Annotated in this window: 11 protein-coding genes; 8 read left to right on the top strand and 3 right to left on the bottom strand. The window is 53.9% G+C overall.

All coding sequences use genetic code 11. The features are described 5' to 3' along the window. A partial coding sequence (locus tag AC1DM5_RS35520; protein WP_477976854.1) for a LacI family DNA-binding transcriptional regulator occupies positions 1-498 on the bottom strand: 498 nt, incomplete at its 3' end. A gap of 302 nt (positions 499-800) precedes the next feature. Between AC1DM5_RS35520 and AC1DM5_RS35515 the strand changes: the two genes are divergently transcribed. From AC1DM5_RS35515 to AC1DM5_RS35490, 6 genes are all read left to right on the top strand, one after another. Next, entirely contained in the window at positions 801-1,892 is a 1,092-nt protein-coding gene (locus AC1DM5_RS35515) for a sugar ABC transporter substrate-binding protein (RefSeq protein WP_477822609.1), read from the top strand. A 368-nt stretch (positions 1,893-2,260) separates the two neighbouring features. Continuing rightward, a complete protein-coding gene (locus AC1DM5_RS35510; protein WP_477822608.1) occupies positions 2,261-3,454 on the top strand; it encodes a sugar ABC transporter permease in 1,194 nt (397 codons plus the stop codon). A 1-nt stretch (position 3,455) separates the two neighbouring features. Next, positions 3,456-4,226: an ATP-binding cassette domain-containing protein gene (locus tag AC1DM5_RS35505; protein ID WP_165504831.1), complete on the top strand. Its 771-nt coding sequence runs from the start codon at positions 3,456-3,458 to the stop codon at positions 4,224-4,226. A 63-nt stretch (positions 4,227-4,289) separates the two neighbouring features. Continuing rightward, positions 4,290-6,326 (top strand): hydantoinase/oxoprolinase family protein, encoded by a 2,037-nt coding sequence (locus AC1DM5_RS35500; RefSeq protein WP_477822607.1) that lies wholly within the window; start codon positions 4,290-4,292, stop codon positions 6,324-6,326. Positions 6,327-6,527: 201 nt separating this feature from the next. Beyond that, positions 6,528-8,225 (top strand): hydantoinase B/oxoprolinase family protein, encoded by a 1,698-nt coding sequence (locus tag AC1DM5_RS35495; protein ID WP_477976848.1) that lies wholly within the window; start codon positions 6,528-6,530, stop codon positions 8,223-8,225. A 61-nt stretch (positions 8,226-8,286) separates the two neighbouring features. Next, entirely contained in the window at positions 8,287-8,949 is a 663-nt protein-coding gene (locus AC1DM5_RS35490; protein ID WP_130663760.1) for an SDR family NAD(P)-dependent oxidoreductase, read from the top strand. A gap of 449 nt (positions 8,950-9,398) precedes the next feature. Here AC1DM5_RS35490 and AC1DM5_RS35485 read toward each other — a convergent pair whose 3' ends face one another. Beyond that, on the bottom strand, positions 9,399-10,280 hold the full coding sequence (locus tag AC1DM5_RS35485) for a dihydrodipicolinate synthase family protein (protein WP_477822605.1): 882 nt from the start codon (positions 10,278-10,280) through the stop codon (positions 9,399-9,401). Positions 10,281-10,706: 426 nt separating this feature from the next. Continuing rightward, positions 10,707-11,657: a helix-turn-helix domain-containing protein gene (locus tag AC1DM5_RS35480; protein ID WP_477822604.1), complete on the bottom strand. Its 951-nt coding sequence runs from the start codon at positions 11,655-11,657 to the stop codon at positions 10,707-10,709. Between the two features lie 274 nt (positions 11,658-11,931). Here AC1DM5_RS35480 and AC1DM5_RS35475 point away from each other — a divergent pair, with 274 nt between their 5' ends. Beyond that, entirely contained in the window at positions 11,932-12,921 is a 990-nt protein-coding gene (locus AC1DM5_RS35475) for a cupin domain-containing protein (RefSeq protein WP_130663757.1), read from the top strand. 23 nt (positions 12,922-12,944) lie between these two features. Next, positions 12,945-14,132 (top strand): CaiB/BaiF CoA transferase family protein, encoded by a 1,188-nt coding sequence (locus tag AC1DM5_RS35470; protein ID WP_130663756.1) that lies wholly within the window; start codon positions 12,945-12,947, stop codon positions 14,130-14,132. Positions 14,133-14,161: the final 29 nt, after the last annotated feature.

Below are 14,161 nucleotides of genomic sequence, written 5' to 3'. Positions count from 1 at the left end.
CTCCAACTCGACGAGTCTTAACCCTTCCAATTCAACGATGGGAATGCCAAAGGATGAAAGTATCGCCACATCCTTCTTGCGCACTTCGATACTCTGGTCGATCAGCATAGCGATGCCATCGACCCGCTGGGATAGGGATGCGATAGCCGTCTCAATTGTGGTGTGCCGCCTGAAGATATGGCTTACGGTATATCCGTGCCCTGCGGTCGATTCTAAAAATCCGGCGATGATTGCTTGCGCTCGCCGGTTAGGACGCACGCCGTCTTCTCCTTGAAGAACCACCAGGCCAAGTGTGTTGGTTTTTCCGGTTCTCAGGGAGCGGCCTGCCATTTGGGGCTGATATTGGAGGCGTTTGATCTCCTTTTCTATCACTGCACGCGTCCGATCGCTCACAAGATCCCAGCGCTCGTTTACGACGTTTGAGACGCTCATCACGGAAACACCGGCCGCGGCCGCGACATCCTTCAGCGTTACTTCTTGCTTTTTGCGACGGGGCACTGCTGCATCCTGAATGAATTTCTACATTTATCTTTACACAAAAATCTGGCCGCGCTGCAATGCAGCACCTAGCGCCTAGGAACCGTGCTCGAATTAACGCGCGAACAGATTGTAACGTTAAATAGTCTGCTTCGGTCCATGCAACCGTCTTGCCAGCTGCGTTTGATCTGAGGAATGATGTTATCTAATTGAAACGGAAGAATAATAAATTTCTTTGACAGATGCAGCCCGTGCCCCTTGACAGATTGCGTCGGTCGATCTTAATTTTAACGTTAAAGATAACTTAAGAAAGGGGAACGAGCATGAAAAACGAACTGAAGACCACTAGGCGTGGGTTTATGGGCGTTACTGCGGGCATTGCTGCTGTAACTGCATTTGGTGGCGCCGGCGTAGTTTTCGCCAAGGGAAGCGGGAACATCGGTTTTGCCATGGAGACATATACGGTTCCGCGGTGGAAGAATCTCGATCGCCCGAGCTTTGAAAAAGCGGTGTCGGCCGGTGGCTTCAAACCGATCACCAACCAGGCGGATTTTAAAGTCGAACAGCAGCTATCCGATGTTGAGAACCTTTTAACCGTGGGCGTAGACGCCCTTGCGATTGTTGCTGTTGTGGCTGAAGCGGGCGTCAACATGGCGCGCAAGGCAAAGCGCGCTGGCGTACCTGTGATCGCTTACAACACCGCGATTCCATCAAAGGATGTCGATGTCTATGTCGCGAGAAATAACCGTGGAGTGGGTCAAAAAGCTGCTAACGCCGCGTTGGCGGCCGGTGTGCTCAAGGGCAATTGGATTATTGTGTCCGGCCAGGCTGGCAACACGGTGGCAGAGGAAATCACCAAGGGATACTACGATATCCTGCAGCCCCTGATCGACAAGGGTGAATTGAAGATTGTCAGCCACCTTTTCCACGATGGGTGGGATCCAGATGCCGCGCGCCGTCAGGCGGAAGATTCTCTGACGTCGACGAATAACGATGTCGCAGGGTTCCTTTGCAACAATGACGGCATGGCTGGAGGTGTTATTGGTGCGCTGCAGAAGGCGGGATTAGCGGGGAAGGTCTTTGTGACTGGCCAAGATGCCACGGTCGAGGGTTGCCGACACATTCTGTTGGGTAACATGGCGCTATCAAGCTTTACTCTTTTCGACCAGATGGGAACGATCGCCGGCGAACTTGCCGTCAAACTAGCCAAGGGGCAAGATCTGGGTATTACGCAAACCTACGACGCCGGCAATGGGGTCACTATCCCTTATATGCCGGTCGAAGACCGCGACATCACCCGCGAAAATATGGTTGAGTACTTGAAGCAGTACAGCCCGGTTTATGTCGATGCCAAGGCCGTCTTGGAAGGCGTTCCAAAGGAAAAATGGCCCAAAGGCGCCGAGGCCCTTCTCTAACGAAAATTGCCTCCCCGAAAAGCCACCCGTTGCGAAACGGGTGGCTTTTTGTATCAGCGGTCGCCGGATATCTTCACTTGTAACGTTAAAGTGTTTTTGCTTCTGCGATGGATTGGCTTGTCGGCAAAAACCTCATGACTTGCCTAAGTCATTGATTCATAATAACTATACCTGATGGCAATTGCGCGGTTGTGTATTGACAAGCCCGAGCATTGTCATTTACTTTAACGTTACAAGAAAACTAAAGGGAACGCGGCATAAGCCGTTACGCCTTTCCGACAGGAAATTGCAATCACTCGTTCTACCGCATAGCTCCGCTTGCGGCGATGGCGGCTGTTTGCCTGTGTTTTGACCGGAGATAGGATAACATGGGAACGAATTCTACAGCTGGCGTGGCCGTCGCGCCCTCGTCAGCTCCGCCCGAAGTACAAAAGCAATCCAGAGAAGCCGAGCGCGCTGAGCGGCGGCTTATCGTCCTTGTCGCTGCCACCGTGGCGATTTGGATTGGCTTTCACGTGTGGACCGGCGTCTTCATAAGCCCGCGCAACCTTTCTAATCTAGCCGTCCAGGCTACGATCACCGCTTTGATGGCCGCAGGACTGACATGGCTTCTCGTTGCGCGCGAGATTGATCTGTCCGTCGGATCATTGCTCGCTCTGTGCGGTGTCTTGTCCATGCAGTTGATGCAGAAATATGGATTAGATGCGATCACAACCATCTTGCTGGTTATCGTTGTGGGTATCGCCATTGGCCTACTTCAAGGCTCCTTGCGCGTAAAACTCGGCATTCCCTCTTTCATTATCACGTTGGCCGGTTTCTCCTGGCTTAGGGGCTTGGCATACGTTGTCTCAGGGGCGGAAACACTGTCAGGTGCTGGCGACACTTTTTACGAGATCGGTAATGGGGAATTTCCGAGCTGGGTCAGTCTGACCGCCATCTTGGCACTTAGCGCGCTTTATCTGTTCACCTGGTTGCGGACGTACACAGGTTTCTTCGGGCCGCAGAAGCGCACTTTGCGCCCGGTTAGCGTCGCGGTTCTCGGCTTGACGCTTTTAGCGGCCTGCATGTCCATCTGGGTATTTGCGTGGAACCAAGGGATTCCCTATGCATTGGCACTGCTGCTGATCATCGTCTTCTGTATGGAATTTTCTGCAAAGAACACACGCTTCGGCCGATACGTATATGCCATCGGCGGGAACCCGGTGTCGGCAAAGCGCGCCGGTATCAAAGTGAATACAATGATTTTGGCGCTCTTTGGCCTGATGGGCGCACTGTCTGCGCTAGCAGCCATCGTCCAAACTTCCAGACTGGATGCCGGCCCTCCCGGCGTCGGCCTCTTCGTGAATATGAGCGCCATCAGCGCGGCGATCATCGGAGGCACGAGCTTGTTCGGCGGTGAAGGTCGCGTCGTTGGCGCAGTTCTGGGGGCCCTTCTGATGGCAAGCATCACAAATGGGCTTAGCCTGGCGGGCGTTGATACCTTCTACCAGATGATCATCACCGGCGCATTGCTCATCGTCGCGGTCACCGCCGACCATGCCGCACAACAGAAGGCGAAGTGAGATGATCCAGACAGCAAATAATCCCGCAGTTTCGGTAAAAGACCTGCGCAAAAATTACGACGCGGTCGAGGCCACGCGTGGGGTCAGTTTCGACATCATGCCCGGCGAAATCATTGGGCTTGTCGGCGACAACGGCGCGGGCAAGTCAACATTGACGAAGATGATTGCGGGTGACGTCGCGCCATCCTCTGGCGAAATCCGGATTGGGGGTTCCCAGGTACAAAGCTCGTCAACGACTTGGGCGCGCGATCATGGAGTCGAGATGGTTTACCAGGATCTCGCCCTTTGCGACAATCTTGATATCTGCGCCAATATTTTCCTTGGCAGGGAAATCGTCCAGCGATCGGCTTTGGGCTTTCGGCGCCTGGCGCACGACGAAATGCATCGAAAGGCCGAGGGCCTGCTCAAAATGCTCGATGTCAAGTTGCCGAACCTGAGGGAGCCTGTCACCGCGCTCTCAGGCGGGCAACGCCAGATGGTCGCGATAGCTCGGTCCGTCGCTTATGATCCCAAGCTTGTGATCATGGACGAGCCGACCGCCGCACTTTCAGTTTCGGCGGGCCAACCGGTCCTCGACCTTATACGGCGCCTGCCAAAGCAGGGCGTTGCCGTTCTCTTGATCAGCCATCGTCTGAGCGACGTGTTGACCACGGCCGACCGGATTCTTGTGCTTCGGCGCGGGAGGATCGGGGCCACCGTCAAGGCAAGTGACACCAGCGAGGGCGAACTTCTTCATCTCATGGCTGGGATCAACGCACCGAATGAGGACTGATCCGAACGCACCAGCGCGCAGGCTCGAAAGAGCATCGGCAAGACCTAGAAAGTAGGAAGAGCAATGACATATATCCTTGGAATTGACGTCGGTGGTACCTTCACTGACTTCGTAGCCTATAACGAGCAAAGTCGTGAAGTAACGGTATGGAAAGACTTTTCTACGCCTGGTGACCCGTCTGACGGGATTCTCAACGGCCTGAAGCAGTTTCCAGCGGGTAAAGAGATCTCCGGGATTCGGCTTGGAACCACCATCGCAACCAACGCAATTCTTGAGCGAAATGGAGCGAAAGTTGCCTTCGTAACAACCCAGGGGTTTCGCGATGTGCCCTTCATCCAACGAGGTAATCGCCGCTTCCACTTCAATTCGCGCTGGGTCAAACCTCAGCCACTGATTGAGCGGTCGAATGCATTCGAAGTGCTTGAGCGCATTGATTGTGACGGTAATGTCGTGACCCCTCTCGACATGGCCAGCGTCGCTAAAGTCGCCGATGCGATTGCGGCGAAACCGGAAATTAAAGCGATCTCCCTTTGCTTTCTTTTTTCCTACATAAATCCGGAGCATGAAATCGCCGCGCGCGACTATCTCGCGTCGCGTTTCCCTCATCTCCCGATCTCGATTTCGTATGACGTCCTTCCCAAATGGAAGGAGTACGAGCGTGCGTCGACAACGATCGCAGATGCGTACGTGAAGCCAATCGTGACGGACCAGCTAGGCGAGCTTGAAAGCCGTATTGCGGATGCCGTTGGCGCCGCGCGCGTTGTTGTCACCAAGTCAAATGGGGGGCAGACGACTATAAGAGGGGCCTGTGACGCGCCAGTGCAGATGACTTTGTCCGGGCCGACGGGAGGTGTCGTTGCCGCCCAGTTCATCGGCAGCCTCATTGGTGAGAAGAACTTCGTTACTATTGATATGGGCGGTACATCTACCGATTGCTCACTGATTGTGAACGGATCTGCTTCCATCACGACAGATTTCGAAGTCGAATGGGGCATTCCAATCCAGGTGCCGATGCTTGATGTCCGCACGATCGGCGCAGGTGGCGGCTCGATCGCTTGGATCGACAAAGGTGGTCTCCTGCGTGTAGGGCCTGAGAGTGCGCGCTCGCGTCCTGGCCCCATATGCTACGGCCGTGGTGGCACTGAGCCGACTGTCACCGATGCCAACCTTGTGCTTGGCCGTATCAACCCGGACAATTTCCTCGGCGGCACGGTCAATCTTGACATCGAAGGTGCACGCGCAGGTATTGCCCGGCTTGCGGAGAAACTACGCATGACCGTCGATGAGGCGGCTTTGGCGGTGATCAAGATCGTTAACAACAATATGGTTGGCGCCGTTCGAAGCGTCTTGATCGAGAAGGGTGAATCTCCCGATAAGTTCTCGCTGATGTTCTTCGGTGGGGCAGGTCCGGTCCATGCCTGTGACTTGTTGAAAGATCTGTCGATGTCCAGGGCGATTATTCCGGTCCATCCCGGCCAGTTCTCTGCATTCGGGTTCACTGCAACGGACGCGCGCGTGGATCGGCAACGTACGGTCCAAATGACATCAAACCGCATGGATTTCGCCCGTGCAACCCAACTGCTCAAGGAGCTTGAGGACGATTGCCTCGCGCAAATGCACGCTCAAGGCTTTACAGGCAGCATCGACATCGAACGTCGTGTGGAAATGCGGTATCACGGCCAGAACTATGAGCTCTCTCTTCCGCTGCGCTTTACATCGTTCGACGAGGCGACAGCAAAGGAGCTTTGGACAAGTTTTGACAAAGCCCACGAAGACCGCTTTGGATTTAATATTCCCGGTGAGTTCATAGAGATCGTCAACTTCAATGTAACCGCATATGAGACGCTCGGGAAACCGCAGGTGCCGAAGCTCGCTCAAAGCACCAGTGCCCCAAAGCCGGTATCGATGCGTTCGGTTGGTTATGACGAGGGACGTCACGATACGCCAGTCTACCGACGGGAAGAACTTTTCGCCGGCGACGCTATTCAGGGACCGGCTGTCATTGAAGAAGCCGTCTCCGTTGTTGTGCTCCATCCAGATCAAGAAATGCACGTAGACGACTACGGCAATCTCCATGTTTCAGAAAGGCAAGCGCGATGAAATTCTCCGACAACGGTTATTATCTCGAAGAATATACAAAATGCGATAACTGCGGTGTCCTGCTCTATCGCTCCCCTATCCGTATTACCACCGACGGCGCGAACAAGCAGTATTGCTCCGACTGGTGCGTCGATTGGGACATGAAGCGGGAATCGGAAGTCGCGTCCCAAAGGCGCTTGGCGGAAACAGGGGGGAAGTAATATGGGAAAAAACGCTGCCAAGCATATGGTTCAAATGAGTATTCTGGACGGGCGTCTCGTCCAGATCGCGAAGGAAATGGGCATTACGCTGATGATGACGTCGTATTCGACGATTTTCAACGAAGGCCTCGACTTCACCTGCGGTCTTGCTGATGCGAAGGGTAACCTGATTGGAACCGGCGACTTTCAGCCGTCCATGATCGGTGGACTACCTCTCGTTATTCAAACGATAACGCAGGAAATTCCGGTCGAGACCCTCGAGGAAGGCGACGTGATCGTGCATAACGACCCCTACCGCGGCGGCATGCATACCCCCGAGCACACCTTCATCCAGCCGGTTTTTGTCGACAAGGTCTTTGTCGGTTACTCCGTCGCGATCGGTCACGTTGCGGAAGTGGGAGGCATGGTTCCCGGTGCGTTTGCCGGCGAAGCTACAGAGATTTTCCACGAGGGTTTACGGGTACCGCCGATCAAAATTCGCCGCAAGGGCAAGGACGTAGAGGATGTGTGGCGCCTGATGCTCGCGAACTACCGGACTCCGCGCCAGAATTTCGGCGATTTCCGGGCGATGATCAGCGCCGTCGAACTTGGTGAACAGCGTCTGAGGGGCCTGGTCGAAGAGTTTGGCCTCGAACGATTTACCGAACTGACCGACAGTCTTCTAGACTATTCGGAGGCCCGGATGCGCGCTGAACTACGTGAGTTTCCCAATGGCGTCTACAGCTTCGAAGACTATATGGAAGACGACGGGATCGAGAAGCGTCGTTACAAAATCGCGGTCGATGTCTTCGTCCAGGATGATGAAATCGTGGTGGACTTTCGTCGATCTGACAAGCAGGCGAAAGGGCCAATCAACGGCGTGCTGTCTGTTGCGCTATCGGCGTCCTATAACGCGATCTTACACCTAACGGATCCAAGCATCCCGAAAAATTCGGGCTGCTTCAGACCTATACGGGTCGTCGCTCCTCCTGGCCTCGTGGTCAATGCCAACTACCCGGCACCTGAAGTCGGAGGTAACACCGAGACGCATATCCGGATCTGCTACACTGTTATTGGTGCTTTGGCAGTAGCTGTTCCGGAACGGGCGTTTGCAACGGATGGCGGCACGCATTCAAACTTCCTGTTTGGGGGGCAAAACGCCCGGACGGATGAGTACGTCGTCTGCTATGATTTATCGACACCCGGCTGGGGAGGGCGTAGCCATGCGGATGGGAATAGTGCTTGCAACGCCATTAACGGTAACTCGCGCCTCAATCCCGTTGAGGTATTTGAAACCCGCTTTCCCTGGCGCATTGATGCGCATGAGTTTGTTCCGGACACGGGTGGTCCCGGCGAATTTCGCGGCGGACTTGCCTTACGCAAGAAGATGACGTGCCTTGCTGATGAACTCAAACTGTCCTTCATGTCCGATCGACAGGAGCTTGCGCCGTGGGGTCTCTTCAAGGGCCAGTCCGGAGGTTGCGGTAGTCTGCATATTCGCCGCAGGGGCTCGGAGGCCTGGARGGATTTTCACGAAGACAGCGGTAAGGTCTCAGCATCGAAATTTTCCAATGCGGTAGTTTATGAAGGGGACCAAGTTATCGTCGTCGCCCCAGGTGGGGGCGGCTACGGTGATGCGCGCAAGCGCGACCGCCAAGCACTGGCAAAAGATATTGCCGCTGGTTGGGTCACAGAAAAAGGCGCTGCAGCCTATCGTTAGAAAACTGAACCGGCTGGCTCTGACGATGTCATCAGAGCCAGCATAGCCCGGAAAATAATTCATGAATAGTCTATCATCTTCGACAGTTTTGGTTGTCGGGGCGTCCAGAGGTATTGGCTTAGCGCTGGTTCACGCACTCTCGACGCAGGGTTACAACGTCATAGCAACTAGCCGCGATGGTTCCCAACGTAGCAGCGATGCCTTGTGGCTTCCGCTCGAGCTCAATGATCCTCAGTCGCGCCAATCACTCGTATCGAGCGCCCACTTAGCTGGCGTGGAAATTGTCGTTGTATCCGCCGGTGTGATGCCTAAAGATGTCGACGAGACGCTCAATAAGCAGGCGATTGTTGATTTGTTTCTAACTAATAGTGTCTCGCCTGTTGCCTTGGGGCAGGAGCTGGCTAGTGCGCATCAATATTCACTCAAGCATCTCATGTTTTTGGGGTCGGTCATGGGATCGGTCGAGCTAAACTTGGTTGGCGATCACTGGCTCTACCGGGCGAGCAAAGCAGCATTGACCTCGGCCGCGCGCAGCCTGTCCGTTCAAAACCCGAGCGTGAAAGTTACCGTTGCTCATCCAGGTTGGGTGAAGACAGATATGGGTGGAGAAGAGGCCGATATTGAGGTCGAGGTCTCCGCGGGAGGGTTGAGTGCGTTGATCGGTTCACCCGCAGATTCTTCCTTCACCTTCTGCAACTACCTGGGTGAGACAATTCCATATTAGCAATTCGGCACCACCTCGACGGCGTCGACCGTCCCGTAAGTTTAGCGTTGCGAACGCACGGGTTTGCCGGAGGCCATTTGGTTTAAGCTATGTGCCATGACTGCTTCGAGCTTCTCCAGATAAGATCGTTTTTTACGGCAAAACGGAATAGTTGCACGAGTACCTGCAGCTGTTCAACGGGCACAAGCAGTCGTGGTTTGCGTTCCGTGATATCGGCCCACGGAGAAAGAATGTAATCAACAACGCTTCATGAGCCTACCCATTCTCTTGCTAACGGCGTTCTTGGGAGGCGAGGGCTAGTCGCATAAGACCGTCGCGATAGAGTTCAACGTCGTCGCGCGCAAAGGAGCTTGTTTGATCGCCGGGACACATCTCCATCCCAAAATCGGTTGTATCCCTCGTCAATGACCGAGCATCTTGAATGCCTTCGCGATGACGGTCACCTGTAGTCAAAAACCCTGGACCTTGGTCAGCGCATCTAGAACTACTTTGACTGCGGAAGCGTCTAGGGGTGCCTGCGGCGGTATCGGATCTCCGACGTCGTAGCGCTGTGCCCTGAGCGCTGCCTTCAAGCAGCTTGCCAACCGATATTGTGCGAAAACTTCGTTGAAAGGCCAGAGGCGCTTTTGCATTGTCATCGCGTCGTTCCAATCTCCGCGCATACAAGCATCGTACAACTCGATGCTTTGCTTGGGCAGTACACAAGCCGGCCCAGCGAACCAACCTCTGCCTCCCATCATGAGCACTGTAGTCGCGATATGGGACGAAGCTGAGTAAATAGCAAAATCGCTATCGCATCGGTTGAGGATGGATAGCAATCGACCGGTGTTCGTCGAAGCGTCCTTTAGACCAATGATGTTTGGGTGTTTTGCAATCGCGCAGATTGTCTCGATTGACAAATCCGTGCGCTGGAAATTCGGATTTGTATAAACAATGATAGGGAGATCAACGCTATCTGCTATGTCCAAAAAATACTTTCTCGCTTCATGTTCCCTTAGAGGGAAATATGAATCGAGCACGACAACAATTCCGTCTACTCCTACGCTGCGATAAGCTTTGGCTTGATCAATTGCCGATTGAGTGGAAACGCTTGCGACGCCCGGCAGTACCGGCACCCGATGACTCGCGGCCTCAACCACTACCTCAACGATGCGCATCTTTTGCGTCTCGGATAAATAGGCGTATTCTCCACTGCTTCCAAGCGGTGTTAAGCCGCTCACACCTTTTCGTATAAGGTCAGAGCAGAGATCACCCAATACTCGCTCCTTGATACCCCCGTTGGAGTTTACTGGACTTACTAGGTAAGGGATCACGCCGGAAAAAAATGTCATTGTTCCAATCTCGGTTTTGGTGTTTCAATCCGCTGTTCTTGCGTCCAGGGCATCGCTTTTGTTGAGTAATCCGATGCGCTGATCCGAGCGCCTTGCAGGCAGACGCTGTTATGAGAATGCCCCCGTGAATGGGCACACTTGAGCTGGCAGAGCTGCCCAGATTCGCTTGCTCCATATACAGGGAGCCTAAGGCATCAAGAGAGGAGAACAATGGACATTTTGCCCGCGCGCATGCATTTTGTCGCAGTCATTACCGACAGGGCTACGAAAATTGCTGAAAGGGCCATTAAGGAAGCGCGCGCAAGCCGCTCTAAAACGCCAGGCATGGAGCCTTACGCATTCCATGTGACGAGATTCGAATAGAATTTCGTTCGCCCTTCCAGCCCCGCCCAAGCCGCCTCCAAAAAAATCAAGGGGGCCTTACAACTATCCCGGTGCTTGGGTTGCGATACGGCGAAACTCGATTGGTGACATCTCAGCATTTTTGGTGAAAAAGCGAGTGAAGTAGGCAGCGTCTTCGTAACCCAGTCGGTATGCAATTTCTTTAACGCTCAAGCTTGTGTTTGCAAGGTAAGCCCTGGCCTCTTCCATTATGCGAGCCCTGAGGTTGGCATGAACGCTTCCGCCCGTTGCTATGACCGCCAATTTGTTAAGGTTGGAAGCGGAAACGCCGAGCTGCCTGGCGTAAAAATTGACGTTTTTGTGGGATTTGTAGTATTTATCAATCAGCCATGAAAGCTGCTTGATCCTACCTCCGTCGGACAGATCTCTGTATTTTCCAGCATCCCGTCCTTCTTTGAAAGCGTTCCGTTCATGCAGAAGGCGAAGAAATTCAACGATGAACGCCTGCACGGAAGCCTCCCTTGCCAAGACATGGGGGTAGCGGAATTCATGATGTTCTTGAATGACTTTCTCAATTGACTCGATCAGCGTGGCGTTCTTGATTGGATCTATGCCTTCGAAGATCATGATACTATCGAGCACGTCGGCGACGAGCAGCCCCCTTTGTGCCATGCGCCCAAAGAAAAAATCGCTGATCGTGATGACGTGGCCGCGGGTTTCGATCTCGGGATATGAATTGAAGCCATGCTCGAAATTCGGAGGGACCAACAACAGTGTCCGATCCCCAAAGTCTTTCCTACCCGCAGGTGTTACAAGGGTAGATTTTCCTATTGAAATATACACGAACTGGTAAAGGTCGCGATGCAGATGCATTTCGATATTGTTGGTCAGATTTTTACTTCTGACGAAGATCGACTCCGCATTCGAGTAGATCGACTGCCCCAGTTCCGGGCCTTCGCCATAGAGTGAATAAGCAGGCGTGGCAGCGCCGCCATAAGTGGGTTGGGCGACGTTTATTCGACTCGCGTTCGGCATCCAGTATTCCTTCACCGCGGGACGAAGCGTTGAGCAAAACGTCCAGCTATTTGTCAGTTTTTACCATTGTTCCCTTTGTGAGAAAATGGTTTTTTGAAATCAGACTTGACGGATTTTGTAGTCCGGCCGCTCTCGTTTTTAGATGTGCCGCGGTCGGGAACTGGCAATTATCCCACGAAATTTCGCTTGGGCGAGGCGCCGGAAATGGATCGTGCGGTGGCAGCCATCGTACGTCGGCCGGTGCAGATAATATCAATGCGAGGGACGCAGTATTATGCACATGCTAACAAAGAAGACATCGACTGAAATTCCACTCGAGGCAGTTGTGGTCCGAGCGGATGAGGGATCACCCGTAAGCCTTGGTTCAGAAGGCGGCGGGATCGCCCTGGTCAAAGTGTCGCCCGTGAGCCATCAATTCTCGCACTTTGCCGTCGTGGGCATCGACCTTCCCAAAGGAGCTTACCTTCGCCCACATGCCTATGAACTTAACGAGCGGATGGTTCTGTGCTTCGGAGGTCGAGGTCATGTCATCGTAGACGGACAAAAGCATCCGGTGTCCAAGGGAACCTTCATGTTCTGGGGGCGGGGTGTTGGCGTTGAAGTCGCGCAGGATGGTGACGAGCCTCTTCGCCTGTCGGTTATCTCTTTTCCGCCGGCACCTGACTCGCGCTTCGATCTGTTTCCACTCGGCGGCGGTACCCCTGCCGATGGTGGCGCCTCGGTTGGAGTTCGTGCGGGGAACAATCTCGTAGAGCGTGATAACGGCCATTTCATTATCGTCCAAGATGATGAAGGCGAGGAGTACTGGCAGGCTGCGCCTAGCCTGGGCTACGTGAGCATCATGATCGCAGCGCCTGTTTTGCCGGTAACCTACTTCTGTGCAGCGTCACAGCTGCTTGAACCGGGGGCCAACGTGCGCCATCACGGCCACGTGGCGTCCGAAGAGATAGTTATCGTTACCCACGGAAAAGGTATCGTGGTTCTGGGTGATGAGCAGTTTCCGATTGCAGAAGGCGACGTCATCGTCCTTCCGCCGACGCTAATGCATCATTTCATCAATAACGGAACTGAGCCTCTCAAATACGGCGGCGTATTCCTTCCACCTAGCGTGGAAGGCGCCTTACGTGAGACGGGCGTTAGGAAACTTCCGGGCGAACCCCGTCCGGCGTCAATTCCACGCAATCCGACGACGGAAAGGCTCCTCGTGGATAAATACGGTTTCATCATTCCCGGTATTTCGGATCAACGTACTGTGGGCGTCTAACAAACGTCTAAGAGGGAGCTTCAATGACACTTCCACTGGAAGGAATTCGGATCTGTGATCTGTCGCAGATCATGTTCGGCCCGTGCGGTACTCAGGTTCTGGGTGACTATGGCGCGGATATCATCAAGATCGAAAAGCCCGGCATCGGAGACATCAGTCGGGCGATTGACCGCCACCGCCCTAACAAAGGCGACGAAAGCGCGAACTTCATGGCCATGAACCGTAACAAGCGGAGTCTGGCGTTGGATATCAAATCCCAGGAAGGCCGCGATATTGTCCAGAAAATTGCCAAGAACGCCGACGTGTTTGTGCACAACTTCCGGCCGGGCGTGGTCGAGCGTCTCGGCCTCGGCTACGAAGATATCAAAGCCATAAACGAAAAGGTCATTTATGTCGAGGGATCGGGCTTTGGGGTGACGGGTCCACTCGCGCACAAAGCCGGCATGGACTTCGTGGCACAGGCGATGGCGGGCGTTGCCTTTGGGAATAAGGATCCGGATGGTAAACCACAATTGTTCCCGATCTCGACAGCGGATTTTTCGGCGGGCATGATCTTGGCTCAAGGGGTGCTCATGGCGCTTTACCACCGCGAGCGCACCGGTCAGGGACAGAAGCTTGAGATCAATCTTCTCGACGTTTTTTTGGTGATGCAGCAACAGGAAGTCACGCAGAAGCTTCGGACCGGTCACGACTTCAATCCTCTTGAGCAAGACCCAATGGACATCTTCACGACTTCAGATGGCAGCGTCGCTGTAATTGCGGTTTTGAGGCCAAATCCAGTGTCCGATATCTGTAACGCGCTTGAGATCCCCGATCTTACCAAGGATCCCGAGTTTTCTACGCTTTCCCAGCAAATGTCCAAACGCGGTGAATATCGCCGGCGGATGAGTGCCGGCTTTAGCAAGTTCACCACGGAAGAATGTGTGAGGCGGCTGGACAAGGCAGACATCTTGTGTTGCCCGGTACTCCCGTTGGGAGAGGTTCTGCAGCACCCGCAGATCGACGAGAACAAGATTATCGTCGAGATCAACCACCCAAAACACGGAAATTTCCGTACCGTCGGGAATGCGATAAAGTCTTCGGCCTTTCCCAACATTGCACTCAAAGCCCCTCCATTGCTGGGTCAACACTCCGAGGAAATCCTGACCGAGTACGGCTTCTCCCAAGACCAAATTGCCAAGCTTTTCGATAGCGACGTCATTGCTCGTTAGACGACCGAATACGGCTCAGCAAACTTGAC

Source organism: Rhizobium sp. 01T437, assembly GCF_056398505.1.
The sequence above is the reverse complement of the archived record's forward strand: the minus strand, read 5'-3'. Positions and strand labels throughout refer to the sequence as shown.